The organism is Bradyrhizobium sp. LjRoot220 (assembly GCF_964252915.1).
Classification (GTDB): Bacteria; Pseudomonadota; Alphaproteobacteria; order Rhizobiales; family Xanthobacteraceae; genus Bradyrhizobium.
Genome location: NZ_CAXUPS020000009.1, coordinates 1 through 13,633 on the forward strand (window position 1 = coordinate 1; position 13,633 = coordinate 13,633).

Genomic DNA, 13,633 nt, shown 5'->3' on the forward strand with positions numbered 1-13,633 from the left:
TTGCGCAGGGAAGGCCGGGTGTTCCCCGCTGCCCTGTATGCTCGTGTGCAGCTTTCTATCTACAAACCGCACACGGGACCGCGGGTGCAGCGCGCATCCGGTCTTCCCTGCGCCCTCTGTTTTCAAGGGCAAGGAAATTACTGGCAAAGCTCGGGCGCAATGCGTCGCGAGAACGTGAACACACATTCAGCTGTCATCACCCGCGTATGCGGGTGATCCAGTAGTCCAGAGACGTCGATGGTTGAACCGATAAGCCGCGGCGTACTGGATCGCCCGGTCAAGCCGGGCGATGACGACAAGGGCTGTTTGAAAATTGAATCAGACCCGATCCACGCCCGCCGCGACGTCGGTATTGCACGAAGCCGGGCTTGCCGCGGCGTAGCCCGCAGGCGAAGCCGGTCCTCCTTAACCTCTAAGGCCAAGCCTTCACACCGGGGTCGCATTGGAGTCATGTTGCCGGGCTATGTCAGCGCCAACGGGAGTGCGCATGACCAGGATTTCGCCGATCAACTTCAATCCGGAACTGGTTTCCATGATGAAATCGGTGCTGGAGATAGCTTCGGCCCATGTCGACCACGCGTCGGGCAGGCCCGCGACATCGGCGATCAAGGTGAAGATGGCGTCGCGCATCCTCGCCACCGCCGCGGCAGGCGTCACCGACGCCGGCCAATTGCAATCGGCGGCGATTGAAGCGGGGCTGTGCCCGGCGGATTGAGGCCGTTACTTCCTCAGAAGTTTGCCGCGCCGAGATCGTAGGAGCCGCGGCTGCCGCGTACGTACACGCGGGCGGCTGCGGCGCAGATCCTGTCGCGGTTGGCGTCGAACGCGTTCAGGCATCCGGATTCATCGAGCGGCACGCCCGGCTGGATTCGCGCCAGCGCCTCCTCGTGCACGTAGAACGAGGCCTCGATCGCGCTGTCGTAGCCCCAGAACCGCACGGCGCGACGGGTATGGTCATACGCTCGGCTATGGTTCGGAAAATCGATCATCGTGCTCACCAGTGGCGGTGACGGCGGCCCCAATAGCGGCCGCTGCCAAACAACAGTACCACGACAATAACGATCAGGATCGGTTCAACACCCAGGATCGGTTCCATCGGAAACCTCCGCTGGCCTGTGGCGTGCGTTTACCGCGCGTCGAAGGATTCAACGGTCCATTCGGGCCGTTGTTCCCGGGAAATTGGAACCCGCGTCCCGCGACCTCAACCGCCGTACAGATACCTCGGCAGCCAGAGCGTCATGCCCGGCCACATATACATGATGACCATGCAGATGATCACGATGAACATGTAAGGCATCATGCCGGAAAAAATCTGGTTCAGCGTGACGTGCTTGGGCGCGACGCCTTTCAGGTAGAACGCCGACATCGCCACCGGCGGCCACAGGAAGGCCGCCTGCAGGTTCACGAACACCAGCACGCCCCACAGGATCGGCAACCGCGCCGCCCAACTGCTCCAGCTTTTCTTCCGCGGGTTGCGCGCCGGCTCCAACATCTGAGGTGCCGTCTGCATCCTCTGCTGCGCCGCGTTTGTGACCGGCTACTGAGGGACCGGCTGCCGACGAATCACGACGTACCCCACTCCGCGCCCAGCGGCGCCAATGTCAGCACCAGCGGCATCCGCGTGAAGCCGGGATTCTTTGGTATGATCCGCTCGCGTCGGTCTTACAGCGGGGCCGCAAAAGCGCGAATATTCACGCCGGTTCTGGAGCCATCGAAAGGCGGAAAAGGGCGGCTGGCTGGCGGGATTCCGGCCCGCAACGGCTCGGGATTGACGGGGAAACGCCTATCAATTCTCCGGAAAGAGGCCCAAAAAAATACTCGCCTATGTCCAAATGCGACATCGCGCGACTTGTAGGATGCTGGCATTACGTCCAAACTGTGATGAAGTCGCTGGAATACGACTTACCTCCAGCGGTTAATACGAAAAGCGCACTTAAGTGCCGTTCGAACAACAACGCCAGGGAGGACCTCCATGACCGCAAAGTCTGAGAAGAGCAAGGCAACTCGTCGCAAATTTTTGCTGGCCGCCGGCGCTACCGGTGCCGCCGCCATCGCCATGCCGCAGGTGTCGCGCGCGCAGACTGCTACTCTGAAGATGCAGGGCTCATGGGGAGCCAAGGACGTCTTCAACGAGATGGCCGAAGACTACGTCAAGCGCGTCAACGAAATGGCCGGCGGCCGGCTGAAGATTGACTTTCTCGTCGGCGGTGCGGTCGTGCATCCCTTCCAAGTGCTGGACGGCGTGCATGGCGGGCAGATCGATGCAGCTCACACCGTGACCGTGTACTGGTACGGCAAGCACAAGGCGGCCTCGCTGTTCGGCACCGGCCCGGTGTTCGGTTTCAACGCCAATGAAGGTCTCGGCTGGATCCACAATGGCGGCGGTAAGGAGCTGTTCGAAGAGCTGCAGACCCAGATCATGAAGGTTAACGTCAAGAGCTTCTTCGCGATGCCGATGCCGACCCAGCCGCTTGGCTGGTTCAAGAAGCCGGTCACGAGCATGGCCGACATGAAGGGCCTGAAGTACCGCACCGTCGGTCTTGCCGCCGACCTGATGCAGGCCATGGGCCTTGCCGTGGCGCAGCTTCCGGGCGGCGAAATCGTGCCCGCCATGGAGCGCGGCGTGATCGACGCCTTCGAGTTCAACAACCCGACCTCGGACCGCCGCTTCGGCGCCCAAGACGTCGCCAAGAACTACATGATGGGCAGCCATCATCAGGCAACCGAGTATTTCGAAATCATGTTCAACCGGACGAAGTTCAACGCTCTGCCCAAGGAGCATCAGGCGATCCTGCAATATGCCGCCGAGTCCGTCTCTTCCGCCAACGAGTGGAAGGGCATGGACTATTACTCGAAGGACCTCGTCGAGCTGCGGGACAAGGATAAGGTCAATGTTCTCCGCACACCGAAGGACGTGTTCGATGCCCAGATCAAGGCTTGGGACGGTATCATCGCCCAGCTTGATAAGGACCCGTTCATGAAGAAGGTCATGGAGTCGCAGAAGGCCTGGGTGAAGCGCGTCGTGTATTACGGCATGTTCAACTCCACGGACTACCGCGGCGCTTACGAGCATCACTTCGGCAAGCTCGCGATCTGAGGGGAGCGCCCGGCACACGCGTGCCGGCGGGTCATGGAGGGCGGCGCATCCGCGCCGCCCGATGCACAGTGGGGACGGCGTAAACTTTTGCGCTCGAATTTAGCATGAGAAAGATTCCATTATTCATCGATGCGCTGAGCGCGTCGGTCGGCAAGAGCTTCGGCTGGCTGATATTGGTGTTGACGCTGGGGGTCAGCTACGAGGTGCTGGTGCGCTATGTGTTTGGGGCGCCGACGACCTGGGCTTTCGACTTCAGCTACATCACTTATGGCGCGATGTTCCTGATGGCTGGCGCATATACGCTTTCGCGCAACGGCCATGTGCGGGCGGACGTGCTGTACCGGTTCTGGAGACCACGCACGCAGGCGAGCATGGATCTCGTCCTCTACATCCTGTTCTTTTTGCCCGCTGTTGCGGCCTGGATGTATGCGGGGTGGTCGTACGCCGAGATGTCCGTCCGCTTCCGCGAAGTAAGCATCTTCAGCCCCGCCGGCGTACCGGTGTTTCCGCTCAAGGCCTTGATTCCAGTAACCGGCCTGCTGCTGTTCATCCAGGGAGTGGCCGAAGTCATTCGTTGCATCCTGTGCATTCAGGACGGCGAATGGCCGCAACGCCTGCACGACGTCGAGGAAACCGAGTCTGTAATCATCCGCGAGAAGCAGCATCTCGCGGAAGCCGGCGTCGTGGACGAGCCGTTGCCGGGCCACAGGGAGACTGGAGCATGACCGACCCTCAAATCGGCATGCTGATGCTGGGACTGTTCATTTTCATCATCATGCTGGGCTTCCCGATCGCGTTCACGCTCATCGCGATGGGTGTCGGGTTCGGCTACTACGCCTACTTCACGCCGGGCCAGGAATTTTTCCAGAACCGCATCTTCACGCTGCTGGTGCAGAAAACGTTCGAGGTCACATCGAGTGACGTTTTGACGGCCGTGCCGCTATTCCTGTTCATGGGGTACGTGGTCGAACGTTCGAACATTCTCGATCGCCTGTTCCATTCGCTGCAGATATCGATGAAGAACGTGCCCGGCGCGCTTGCCGTCGCGACGCTGCTAACCTGCGCGATGTTTGCAACCGCGACCGGCATCGTCGGTGCCGTGGTGACGCTGATGGGCCTGCTGGCGTTCCCTGCAATGCTGCGCGCCGGCTATGACGTGAAGCTCTCCGCTGGTGTGGTTTGCGCCGGAGGCTGCCTCGGCATCCTGATCCCGCCCAGCATCCTTCTCATTGTCTATGCGGCCACCGCCGGCGTCTCGGCCGTCAAGCTGTACGCTGCGGCGTTTATACCGGGCTTCATGCTGGCGGGCTTCTACGTCCTGTACGTGATCGCGCGGGCGATGATCAATCCGGCGCTCGCGCCCAAGCTGCCGCCGGAACAGACCAACGTGCCATTACGCGAGGTGGTGTGGTCGCTGGCGACATCGTTCCTGCCGCTGGCTCTGCTGATCGTGTCGGTGCTCGGTGCAATTCTGTTCGGGCTCGCGACGCCTTCGGAGGCCGCCGGCATAGGCGCTCTCGGCAGCATCGTTCTGGCATTTGCTTATGGTGCGTTGAATTTCCAGATGATGAAGGAATCCGTGTACCTGACGACGCGCGCGACTGCGATGGTCTGCTATCTATTCATCGGATCGTGGACCTTCTCGTCAGTGTTCGCGCTGCTCGGCGGTCAGTCGGTCGTCGAAAGCTTCATCCTGGGGCTCAACCTGTCTCCGACGATGTTCTTGCTGCTCACCCAAGTCATCATCTTTCTCCTGGGATGGCCGCTGGAGTGGACGGAGATCATCATCATTTTCGTGCCGATCTTCCTGCCGCTGCTGGATGATTTCGGTATCAACCCGATCTTCTTCGGCATCCTGGTCGCGCTGAACACTCAAACCGCTTTCAACACACCGCCTGTCGCGATGGCTGCCTTTTACCTGAAAGGCGTCGCGCCGCCCTGGGTGAAGCTTACGGACATTTTCAGTGGTGCCCTTCCGTTCGTCTTCATGGTGTTCTTCACGATGGCGCTGGTCTACATCTTTCCGCAGATCGCGCTGTGGCTGCCGGACTATCTCTATGGAGTACGATGAGTCGTATGGTGCGCACGCGCGGAGTGCATGAATGAGCCTGTGCGTACTCAGCCTTGCCGAGGCCGCGGCGGACATTCGCGAGGGGCGCATCACCTCCGCGGAACTGATGGAGGATTGTCTCAAGCAGGTCGCGGCGGTGGACGAAAAGGTGCAGGCCTGGGCGTTCCTCGACCGTAGCTACGCGATGCAACAGGCGGAAGCGGCCGATGCCCACCGCAAGCAGGGCAGGGCTTTGGGTCCGCTGCATGGGGTGCCGATTGGCATCAAGGACATTTTCGACACCAGCGACATGCCGACCGAATTCGGCTCCCCGTTGTGGGCAGGCCGCACGCCGCGAACCGACGCCGCCGCGGTTGCCCGGCTGCGGTCCGCCGGTGCCGTGATCATGGGCAAGACCGTCACCACGGAATACGCCTATTTCCATCCCGGCAAGACCCGCAACCCGCATGATCCGAAGCATACGCCCGGCGGCTCTTCGAGCGGTTCGGCCGCGGCTGTGGCCGCTCACATGGTTCCGGGCGCGATCGGGTCGCAAACCAATGGCTCGGTGATACGTCCTGCGGCATTCTGCGGTGTGGTCGGCTTTAAGCCCACGCATGGCCTCATTCCGCGCAGCGGCGCGCTCGAATTGTCGCGCACGCTCGATCATGTCGGTGTGTTCGGGCGCAGCATCGAGGACGTGGCCTTGCTGGCCGAGGTGATGGTCGGGTTCGACGAGGAGGATTTGGACACGCAGCCTGTTGCGCGTCCCGGATTTTCTGCCGTAGCGGCGAGCGAGCCGCCGTTGCCGCCGCGATTTGCCTTCGTGCGCTCCGCGGTCTGGGAGCAGGCCGAGCCGGTGACGCGTGAAGCTTTCGGCGAACTTGTCGAGACGTTGGGTGAGGCTGCGAGCGAAGTCGAGCTTGGGCCGAGCTTCGACAAGGTCGTCGATATGCACCGCGCCATCATGGAAGTTGAGATGGCGCACAATCTGCGCCGCGATTACACGCGAGGCGGCGACAAGCTCAGCACCCAGCTGCGGCAGCTGATCGAGCGTGGCCGCGCGCATCTCGCGATGGACTATTGCGCCGCCCTGGCCGGCATCACGCCGCTCAACCAGGGTCTGGACTTTGTTTTCGACGAATATGACGCCGTTCTGACGCCCGCTGCGCCTGGCGCGGCGCCCGGAATCGAGACGACCGGCAGCCCGATTTTCTGCGCGACCTGGACCTATCTCGGTGTGCCCGCCATCAGCTTGCCGTTGATGAGTTCCGAAACCGGCCTTCCGCTGGGCGTTCAGCTGGTCGGCCGCCGCGGCAACGATGCGCGCCTCTTGCGCACTGCGCGCTGGCTCGTCAAGAATGTCGAGCGCACTAGTCGCAGTGGCCGGCGCAAAGTCCCGACCGTTAGGTCGAAGCCGGCGCCCGGCGCCGAGAAAAGGAAAGCGCGATGACCAATCTGATCACCGGAATCATCGGCCTCGCGCTTGTGATGCTATTTCTGGGATTTATGGTGGTTTGGGTCAAGGCGATCCCGCTCATCGTCATTGTTGTGGGCGTGATGACTCTGGCGGTGATCGATTTCGTGCAATCGCTGCGGGCGCCGAACGGCGCGCGTCGCTGACGTCCGGCGTCGAAGAAGGACGCCGACGCGCGGGACTCCTGCACGGGATCGACTGCTCCCGGTCGGGCGCGCCAGCGCGCTAGGCTTCTGCGCTTGGCTTCTCCTCGAAGAACGCAGCGGTTCGGCCCCAGGCGAGACCGGGTAACGGTTGGAAATCACTCCAATTATTGCGGTCAGTGAAAATCGATCGCGCGCAGGATCACGCCGGGGGGTGCCCTCCAGTTAGAGCGTTTTCAAGCGAAGTGGAGACCGGTTCGCGTCAAGAAAACGCGTCAATTCAAGAATCTAGAGCCCCGTTTCTATCGAAACGGAAAAGGCTCTAGGCGGAGTTCCGCGCCCGCCGTCCCTCGATCGGATAGGCCGGATCGTTGAACCCCGGTGTGGATGGATGCCCACTCGCGACCAGCCGGTCGATCAACGCTTCGTCTTCCGCCGTGAAGCGATAGTCGAGCGCGCGCAGATAATCGTCCCATTGTTCCTCGGTGCGGGGACCGGCGATCACCGCCGAGACGAATGACGAATTCAGCACCCACGACACCGCGAACTGCCCGGCGGTGATGCCGCGCGCCTCGGCATGCTCTTTGATTTGCTGCGCGAGCCGTAGCGATTCCGGCCGCCATTCGGTCTGCATCATGCGCTTGTCGTTGCGCCCCGCGCGGCTGTCCTGGTCAGGCGGCGCATCGGGGCGGTATTTGCCGGTCAGCACGCCGCGCGCCAACGGGCTGTAGGGCACGATGCCGAGGCCGTAATAGCCGCAGGCCGGGAAGTGCTCGACCTCCGGCATCCGGTTCATGGCGTTGTAATAGGGCTGGCTGACGATCGGACGGTCGATGCCGTTGCGGTCGCAGATATTGCAGATCTCGGCGACGCGCCAGGCGCGGTAGTTCGAAACACCGAAATAGCGGATCTTGCCCTGCCGCATCAGGTCACCCATCGCGCGCACGGTTTCCTCCAGCGGCGTCGAATGGTCCTCCTTATGCAGATAGTAGATGTCGATATGGTCGGTGCCGAGCCGCTTCAGGCTTTCCTCCGCCGCCTGCAGCACCCAGCGCCGCGACAGCCCGCCGCGATTGGGATCATCGCCGAGCTGGTTGGCGAGTTTTGTCGCCAGTACCCAGTCTTGCCGGCTGTTCGAAATCGCGCGACCGACGACTTGCTCGGACTGGCCGCCATTATAGGCGTCCGCGCTGTCGATGAAATTGATGCCGGCCTCGCGTGCCATCGCCACGATCCGCGACGACGTCGCTTCGTCGGTCGGACCGCCGAACATCATGGTGCCGAGGCAGATCGGCGAAATCTTCAGGCCGCTGCGGCCGAGTTGGCGGTATTGCATCGGGTGGGGCTCCATTGACGGCTTTATCGACTCCCTCTCCCCGCCCTTCGCGGCGAGAGGGTTGGGGTGAGGGGCCTCTCTCCGAGTAAAGACTGACGAGACCTGTACCCCCTCACCCGGCGCTGCGACATAGCCGAAGCTTCGCTTCGGCGTTCTTCCTAAAACGGCCGCCAAAGGCGGCCTATGCCTCTCCCCGCAAGCGGGGCGAGGTTAAAGGACAGAGAGCTACGTATCGTTCTTCAACACCTTAAACACGCCCGAGGCCATCGCGATACAGCGCTTGTCGACGGTGACTTCGGTGGTGATGAAAATCAAACTGCGGGTGGTGCGCACCACGTGCGGCTTTGAGATCAGCACCTCGCCGATTTTGCCGGGCTCGACGAAATGCGTATCGAGCTGCACGGTCGCCAGCGTCGGCTTGCCCGACACGTGTCGCGCGGTGATGCCGCAGGTGCGGTCGGCGAACGTCATCAGTACGCCGCCCTGCACCAGGCCGCGGCGGTTGTGGTGCTTGTCCTCGGTGATCAGCGCGAACTCAAGCTCGTCGTCGACGAGCCTTTCCCACAATGGTCCGATCAGATGCATGAACCCTGTCGTTTCGACGATTTTCCAGCCATCGGATTTGAGTTTCTCGGTGGCAGCCCTGGACGTCATCTGATGCATTCCGTTTCCTGCAGGCGGTCATGTCTCGACGGTCATTTCATCAAGCGCGGGAGTATTGTAGTCAAGCGTCATGGCCCGTTCATTTGATGATGCCACCCGGCGAAATATCGCAGAGCTCGTTGCAGGCTTCACGCGGGCGGCGGCGGATGAGCCCATGCCGGCGCTGAAGCGGGCTGCGGTCGCGATTGCGCTCACCGCCAGCGAGACCGGCGCGGGCGCGACGTTCCTGCTGACCCAGCGCGCGGCAACCTTGCGGTCCCACGCGGCCCAATGGGCGCTGCCGGGCGGCCGCTGCGATCCCGGCGAAACGCCGGCGAGAGCAGCGCTGCGCGAGCTTCACGAAGAGGTCGGCCTTGAATTGGGCGAGGGCGACGTGCTGGGCGTGCTCGATGATTATCCGACGCGCTCCGGCTACCTGATCACGCCGGTCGTGGTGTGGGCGAGCACAAACGCCACGCTCGCGCTGAACCCGGCGGAAGTTGCTTCCGTGCATCGCATCGCGCTCGATACCATCGAACGGGAAGACGCGTTCAGCTTCGCCACGATCCCGGAAAGCACGCGGCGCGTGATCCGTTTTCGCCTGGCCGGCCAGCACATCCACGCGCCGACCGCGGCGCTGATCTACCAATTCCGCGAAGTGCTGGCAGGTCGCAATACCCGCGTGGCCGAACTGGAACAGCCGGTGTTTGCCTGGAAATAGGACGGGTCGCGCGAATGCGCGCCCGATGACAGGCTCCGCGAAGCAATTCATCGCGCGGCAAAGCAAGAATGGATGCTTCGCTTCGCTCGCAATGACGACGGGTAGGGTTGTCCGGAACGCGGGTTGCGGACACCGGCTGTTTCCGCGACCATACGACCAACAAGAAATCAAAAGGGAGGTGCCGCATGCGCATCTGGAACGCTTCAGCTGTCACCGTCGCCGTTGCATTGTGCTCGGCTGCCGGCTTCAGCAGCGCGTCCGCGCAAACCTATCCGACCCGCGCGATCACACTGGTGATTCCGTTTGCACCGGGTGGCTCGACCTCGATTGTCGGCCGCGGCATCGCCGACAAGATGAGCGAACTGCTTGGTGAGAAGGTCGTGGTCGACAATCGCCCGGGCGCCGGTGGCACGATCGGCACCAAGGCCGTCGCCAAGAGCGAGCCCGATGGCTACACGCTGGTGCTGGGCTACACCGGCACGCTGGCGATCGGCCCGTCGCTCTACAGGAGTGCCGGCTACGATCCGCGCAAGGATTTCGCGCCGATCGGGCTGATCGGCAATGCGCCGAATTCGCTGGTGGTGCATCCGTCGTTTCCGGCCAAGACCGTCGCCGAACTGATCGCCCACGCAAAGGCCAATCCAGGCAAGGTCAATTTCGGCTCGGCCGGTGCCGGCACGGTCAGCCACATCACCGGCGAATATTTCGCCCGCAGCGCCGGGATCACGCTGGTGCATATTCCCTACAAGGGAACCGGCCCGGCGCTGACCGATCTGTTGGGTGGCCATATCCCGATGGCGTTCGCACCGATCCCGGCCTCGCACCCCAACGTCTCGGCCGGCAAATTACGCGCACTCGCGGTAACCAGCACGACCCGCTCCAGCCTGTTGCCGGAGGTGCCGACGATGGCGGAAGCGGGCGTGGCCGGCTTCGACGCGTCGCTGTATTACGGCCTCGCGGCGCCTGCGGGCACACCGCGGCCCATCATCGACAAGCTCAACAAGGCGCTGCGCGACGCGCTTGGCTCCGACGAGGTCAAGAGGCAACTGGCGAACGACGGCACCGAGATCACACCGGGCACGCCGGAGGATTACGCCGATTTCATCGACAAGGATGAAAAGAAGTGGTCGCAACTGATCAAGACCAGCGGTGTCGAGCAGGAGTGAGCGGCACGGCGTCGCGCCGTCTCGAGGTTGCCATATTGTTAGCTGACTTGGCCTGCGCAGTTGCTACAACGAGGCGATGCGCCCGCAATTGATTCGCCGTTATTTTGGTCTTGTCGCGCTCGCGCTATCCGCGGGCGCGCCGCCGGCTTTGGCGATGGACGCGCTGCCGGCCTCAACGGCCAATGCGATGGCGCAGGCGGTCTCGCCCCAGGCCATCGCGGAATATCGCCGCAAGCTGAAGGAATATCAGGCCGCGCGCGCCGCGTTCGAACAGGTGGCCGAACCCTACTGGACCGCGATTGCCGAAAAGCGGCGCGGCCGCAATGCCAAGCGGCGCGAGCGCCAGGCCATCACGCTCGATGATTATGTCCTGACACAGCCACCGCTTTACGACGGACCGAAGCGGCCGGTGGATCCGGAGCCCGACGACAAGCCCCGCGAGCGCAAGCCCCTTCCGGTGGTCGCCGATTTCCTGCAAGCCGCCGCGGCGCATTTCCAGTTTTCGCCGCAGCGGCCCGCCAGCGAGGTCGAGTTCAAGCGCGCCTATGGCCGCGTCGCATTGGCTTCCGGGCTGACGCGCGAGCAGATCGTGCGGGTCTATTCGTTCGAGACCGGCGGCACCGGCAATCACGACATGCAATCCGGACTGAGCGCCTCGCGTCCGGGCTCGCGGGCGATCTCGACGGCGGTTGGCTACAACCAGTTGCTCACCACCAACACCGTCTCGCTGCTCGCCGAACAAGGGCATGACATCGTCAAGGCGTTGACGGAAAGGGCCGCCGGCCTGTCCGGGCCAGCGCGCAAGGCGATGGATCACAAACTGGCAGTATTGAAGCGGATGGTGGCGTTCACGCGCTCGGTGCCGGTGCAATGGTCGGAGCACGAGAAGCTCGCCAACACGCCGCAGGGCTGGGGGGTCCACGCCATGGTGCTGGACATCGACGTCGGCCCGCTGCTGCAGACCCACAAGCTCTTGACCTCGGTGCTGTTCGCGCGCGCCAAGGGCTATACCAGGCCGCTCAGCGCCGCCGAACTCGAGATGATGAACCTGACCGGCGACAGCACCGGTTTAGACATGGTGACGATGCCGCAGGCGATGCGCGAGCGGGTGCCGACGGCGAACTTCTTCCAGCGCGGCGGTTATGAACGCAACCCGGTCGCGATCCGCCACAACACGGTGGCGAAACTGCTGGCGATCACCGACGAGCGGATGGACGTCAACAGCACCAAGCCGGGTGCCAAGGAACTGGCGGCGGCGTTTTAGGAAACTCTGCTAAAACTTCGCCGGGACGACAAGTGGTGGTTAGACGCGCCTCTCAATTCGCGCCGAACATGAACTTGCCGTCGCCCTCGAGATAGGGGCCGCTTCGCATATAGAGCTGGCCGTTCTGGCCGATGAAGAACAGCGTGCCCTTCGGCACTTTCTTGGCGCCCTTCAGCAACGTACCGGCATTGTTGGTGCCCATTTTGTACGCGAAGGTCTTGCCGTCCTTGCCATAGGCATAGGCCATGTCGGACTGCAGCTCCCAGGGCGTCGGCGCGGCGGCCTGTGCGAACGCGGACGACGTCAGCACGCTGAGCGCGGCCGCGGTCAAAAAGGTTTTGGTTGAAATTCTCGTCATCGTCGTCCCTCCGAGCGGCCCAATCGGCTTCTGCCCCGTCTCATTGAACAAATCACGAACGCCATTATTCCGTCAATGGCAGCTTTGCCGCATCAGGCTCCCCTGCGAGTTTGTGATTTCCCGCCTTAGACTTCGCGACTATGTTCCGGTTGCCGGTTACAAACGCGCTGCGAGAAAATTTATAGGGATGATTCGGATGAACCTCGTCATGAAGATCGGTCTCGGTGCTGCGCTGTCATTCATGACGCTGGCCTCCGCGGCCCAGGCCGACGAATTCAAGCTCAGCAACAACCAGCGGATTGCCTGCAGCCGGGGCCTGAGCCCGGGCAAGCTCAACACCGCGACCTGCAGATCCTTTGCATACGTCTTCAACATCAAGACCTCGGAATATTACCGCTGCCAGGTCTCGCTGGCGCTGACGCGCGACAACAAGGAAGTCATCAACGTGCAGGCCGACGGCAGCTGCGCCAAGAAGCCGCGCATCTTCGATACCGATGCGAATTATTCGTTCGACGCCACCGAAACCGAACCGCCCAACACCAATTCGTTCTTCGGTCCGGGCGGCTATGCGGTATGGGCCAGCGACAACAATGCGCGCAGGGTGCGCGGCTGCATCATCATCTCGTCCGGTCTCGGCTCCGATATCGCGAAATGCATCGATATGAAGTTCGATTGATGGACGGCGGGCGTGACAACTTCTCCATCCGCGCCGGGTTTGTCGCCACCGCCCTGGCCGTTTCCTGAACGGCTTGCCTTTGAGGGACGCTCGGTGTCCCTTGAACCGCTAGGCCGCGGGCATATTGACGAACTCTGGCGCGTCGCAGAGGGCGCCGATGCGTCTTTTGCCTATTTGCGTTACGGGCCGTTTGCGCACCAGCGCGACCTCGAGAAGCTGGTCACCGAACTGGCCGGGCGGGCGGATCAGCCGTTCTGGGCGGTGCGACCGGAGAGCAGCCGGACGGCCCAAGGTTGGCTTTCGCTGTGCGATATCTATCCGGCTGACGGCGCGATCGAAATCGGGGCGATCTGGTTTTCGCCGCGGCTGCAGCGAACCCGGGCTGCGACCGAAGCGATCTTTCTGCTGATGCAATATGCGATGGACGAATTGCAGTATCAGCGGCTGGTCTGGCGCTGCAACGCTGCGAACCAGGCGTCGCTGAACGCGGCCGCGCGCTACGGTTTTACGCCGGAGGGTACATGGCGTGGCTCGGCCCTCAGCAAGGGGCGTCGCTGCGACGTGGCGTGGCATTCGATCATCGCCGCCGAGTGGCCGGTCCGCCGCGCCGCCATCACGGCGTGGCTCGCGGATGAGAATTTCGACGAACATGGCCGCGCCCGCAACCGGCTGGTCCACGTGCCGACAACTTCCTGATCGAACC

Annotated in this window: 16 protein-coding genes and 1 pseudogene; 12 read left to right on the forward strand and 5 right to left on the reverse strand. The window is 62.6% G+C overall.

Annotated features, from left to right (window positions below):
- A partial coding sequence (locus ACSQ84_RS29040) for a hypothetical protein (RefSeq protein ID WP_436215163.1) occupies window positions 1-216 on the forward strand: 216 nt, incomplete at its 5' end.
- 271 nt (window positions 217-487) lie between these two features.
- Window positions 488-715: a hypothetical protein gene (locus ACSQ84_RS29045; protein WP_436215164.1), complete on the forward strand. Its 228-nt coding sequence runs from the start codon at window positions 488-490 to the stop codon at window positions 713-715.
- A gap of 13 nt (window positions 716-728) precedes the next feature.
- Here the strand turns inward: ACSQ84_RS29045 and ACSQ84_RS29050 are convergent, their stop codons facing one another.
- Window positions 729-989 carry a DUF1488 domain-containing protein gene (locus tag ACSQ84_RS29050; RefSeq protein WP_436215165.1) on the reverse strand — a complete coding sequence of 87 codons (261 nt, stop codon included), beginning with the start codon at window positions 987-989 and terminating at the stop codon, window positions 729-731.
- A 212-nt stretch (window positions 990-1,201) separates the two neighbouring features.
- A pseudogene (locus tag ACSQ84_RS29055) lies at window positions 1,202-1,432 on the reverse strand (TRAP transporter large permease subunit); the annotation flags it as partial.
- Window positions 1,433-1,972: 540 nt separating this feature from the next.
- Here ACSQ84_RS29055 and ACSQ84_RS29060 point away from each other — a divergent pair.
- The 5 genes from ACSQ84_RS29060 (at window position 1,973) to ACSQ84_RS29080 (ending at window position 6,770) form a co-directional block, all read left to right on the forward strand.
- Window positions 1,973-3,097: a TRAP transporter substrate-binding protein gene (locus ACSQ84_RS29060; protein ID WP_436215166.1), complete on the forward strand. Its 1,125-nt coding sequence runs from the start codon at window positions 1,973-1,975 to the stop codon at window positions 3,095-3,097.
- Window positions 3,098-3,201: 104 nt separating this feature from the next.
- Window positions 3,202-3,822 carry a TRAP transporter small permease subunit gene (locus ACSQ84_RS29065; RefSeq protein ID WP_436215167.1) on the forward strand — a complete coding sequence of 207 codons (621 nt, stop codon included), beginning with the start codon at window positions 3,202-3,204 and terminating at the stop codon, window positions 3,820-3,822.
- Window positions 3,819-5,168, forward strand: a complete 1,350-nt coding sequence (locus tag ACSQ84_RS29070) for a TRAP transporter large permease (protein WP_436215168.1) — start codon at window positions 3,819-3,821, stop codon at window positions 5,166-5,168. The genes ACSQ84_RS29065 and ACSQ84_RS29070 overlap by 4 nt, the downstream gene beginning before the upstream one ends.
- 31 nt (window positions 5,169-5,199) lie before the next feature.
- On the forward strand, window positions 5,200-6,600 hold the full coding sequence (locus ACSQ84_RS29075) for an amidase (RefSeq protein WP_436215169.1): 1,401 nt from the start codon (window positions 5,200-5,202) through the stop codon (window positions 6,598-6,600).
- Window positions 6,597-6,770 carry a hypothetical protein gene (locus ACSQ84_RS29080; RefSeq protein ID WP_436215170.1) on the forward strand — a complete coding sequence of 58 codons (174 nt, stop codon included), beginning with the start codon at window positions 6,597-6,599 and terminating at the stop codon, window positions 6,768-6,770. Before ACSQ84_RS29075 ends, ACSQ84_RS29080 begins: the two co-directional genes overlap by 4 nt.
- 319 nt (window positions 6,771-7,089) lie before the next feature.
- On the opposite strand, the gene ACSQ84_RS29085 is transcribed toward ACSQ84_RS29080, so the two are convergent.
- Window positions 7,090-8,103: an aldo/keto reductase gene (locus ACSQ84_RS29085; protein WP_436215171.1), complete on the reverse strand. Its 1,014-nt coding sequence runs from the start codon at window positions 8,101-8,103 to the stop codon at window positions 7,090-7,092.
- 225 nt (window positions 8,104-8,328) lie between these two features.
- Complete coding sequence (locus ACSQ84_RS29090) at window positions 8,329-8,757, reverse strand: PaaI family thioesterase (RefSeq protein WP_436215394.1); 429 nt, start codon at window positions 8,755-8,757, stop codon at window positions 8,329-8,331.
- A gap of 79 nt (window positions 8,758-8,836) precedes the next feature.
- On the opposite strand from ACSQ84_RS29090, the gene ACSQ84_RS29095 reads away from it, so the two are divergent.
- The 3 genes from ACSQ84_RS29095 (at window position 8,837) to ACSQ84_RS29105 (ending at window position 11,896) form a co-directional block, all read left to right on the forward strand.
- A complete protein-coding gene (locus ACSQ84_RS29095) occupies window positions 8,837-9,466 on the forward strand; it encodes an NUDIX hydrolase (protein ID WP_436215172.1) in 630 nt (209 codons plus the stop codon).
- A 185-nt stretch (window positions 9,467-9,651) separates the two neighbouring features.
- Entirely contained in the window at window positions 9,652-10,632 is a 981-nt protein-coding gene (locus ACSQ84_RS29100; RefSeq protein WP_436215173.1) for a Bug family tripartite tricarboxylate transporter substrate binding protein, read from the forward strand.
- 76 nt (window positions 10,633-10,708) lie between these two features.
- Complete coding sequence (locus ACSQ84_RS29105; RefSeq protein ID WP_436215174.1) at window positions 10,709-11,896, forward strand: hypothetical protein; 1,188 nt, start codon at window positions 10,709-10,711, stop codon at window positions 11,894-11,896.
- 52 nt (window positions 11,897-11,948) lie between these two features.
- Here ACSQ84_RS29105 and ACSQ84_RS29110 read toward each other — a convergent pair whose 3' ends face one another.
- On the reverse strand, window positions 11,949-12,254 hold the full coding sequence (locus ACSQ84_RS29110) for a hypothetical protein (protein WP_436215175.1): 306 nt from the start codon (window positions 12,252-12,254) through the stop codon (window positions 11,949-11,951).
- Between the two features lie 196 nt (window positions 12,255-12,450).
- Between ACSQ84_RS29110 and ACSQ84_RS29115 the strand changes: the two genes are divergently transcribed.
- A complete protein-coding gene (locus ACSQ84_RS29115; RefSeq protein ID WP_436215176.1) occupies window positions 12,451-12,930 on the forward strand; it encodes a hypothetical protein in 480 nt (159 codons plus the stop codon).
- 93 nt (window positions 12,931-13,023) lie between these two features.
- On the forward strand, window positions 13,024-13,626 hold the full coding sequence (locus ACSQ84_RS29120; protein WP_436215177.1) for a GNAT family N-acetyltransferase: 603 nt from the start codon (window positions 13,024-13,026) through the stop codon (window positions 13,624-13,626).
- Window positions 13,627-13,633: the final 7 nt, after the last annotated feature.

Coding starts and splice junctions, on each gene's coding strand:
- ACSQ84_RS29085 (WP_436215171.1), bottom strand. CDS start 8,103: ATGCAATACCGCCAACTCGGCCGCAGCGGCCTGAAGATTTCGCCGATC.
- ACSQ84_RS29115 (WP_436215176.1), top strand. CDS start 12,451: ATGAACCTCGTCATGAAGATCGGTCTCGGTGCTGCGCTGTCATTCATG.
- ACSQ84_RS29090 (WP_436215394.1), bottom strand. CDS start 8,757: ATGACGTCCAGGGCTGCCACCGAGAAACTCAAATCCGATGGCTGGAAA.
- ACSQ84_RS29075 (WP_436215169.1), top strand. CDS start 5,200: ATGAGCCTGTGCGTACTCAGCCTTGCCGAGGCCGCGGCGGACATTCGC.
- ACSQ84_RS29100 (WP_436215173.1), top strand. CDS start 9,652: ATGCGCATCTGGAACGCTTCAGCTGTCACCGTCGCCGTTGCATTGTGC.
- ACSQ84_RS29095 (WP_436215172.1), top strand. CDS start 8,837: ATGGCCCGTTCATTTGATGATGCCACCCGGCGAAATATCGCAGAGCTC.
- ACSQ84_RS29045 (WP_436215164.1), top strand. CDS start 488: ATGACCAGGATTTCGCCGATCAACTTCAATCCGGAACTGGTTTCCATG.
- ACSQ84_RS29050 (WP_436215165.1), bottom strand. CDS start 989: ATGATCGATTTTCCGAACCATAGCCGAGCGTATGACCATACCCGTCGC.
- ACSQ84_RS29070 (WP_436215168.1), top strand. CDS start 3,819: ATGACCGACCCTCAAATCGGCATGCTGATGCTGGGACTGTTCATTTTC.
- ACSQ84_RS29060 (WP_436215166.1), top strand. CDS start 1,973: ATGACCGCAAAGTCTGAGAAGAGCAAGGCAACTCGTCGCAAATTTTTG.
- ACSQ84_RS29080 (WP_436215170.1), top strand. CDS start 6,597: ATGACCAATCTGATCACCGGAATCATCGGCCTCGCGCTTGTGATGCTA.
- ACSQ84_RS29110 (WP_436215175.1), bottom strand. CDS start 12,254: ATGACGAGAATTTCAACCAAAACCTTTTTGACCGCGGCCGCGCTCAGC.
- ACSQ84_RS29065 (WP_436215167.1), top strand. CDS start 3,202: ATGAGAAAGATTCCATTATTCATCGATGCGCTGAGCGCGTCGGTCGGC.
- ACSQ84_RS29105 (WP_436215174.1), top strand. CDS start 10,709: ATGCGCCCGCAATTGATTCGCCGTTATTTTGGTCTTGTCGCGCTCGCG.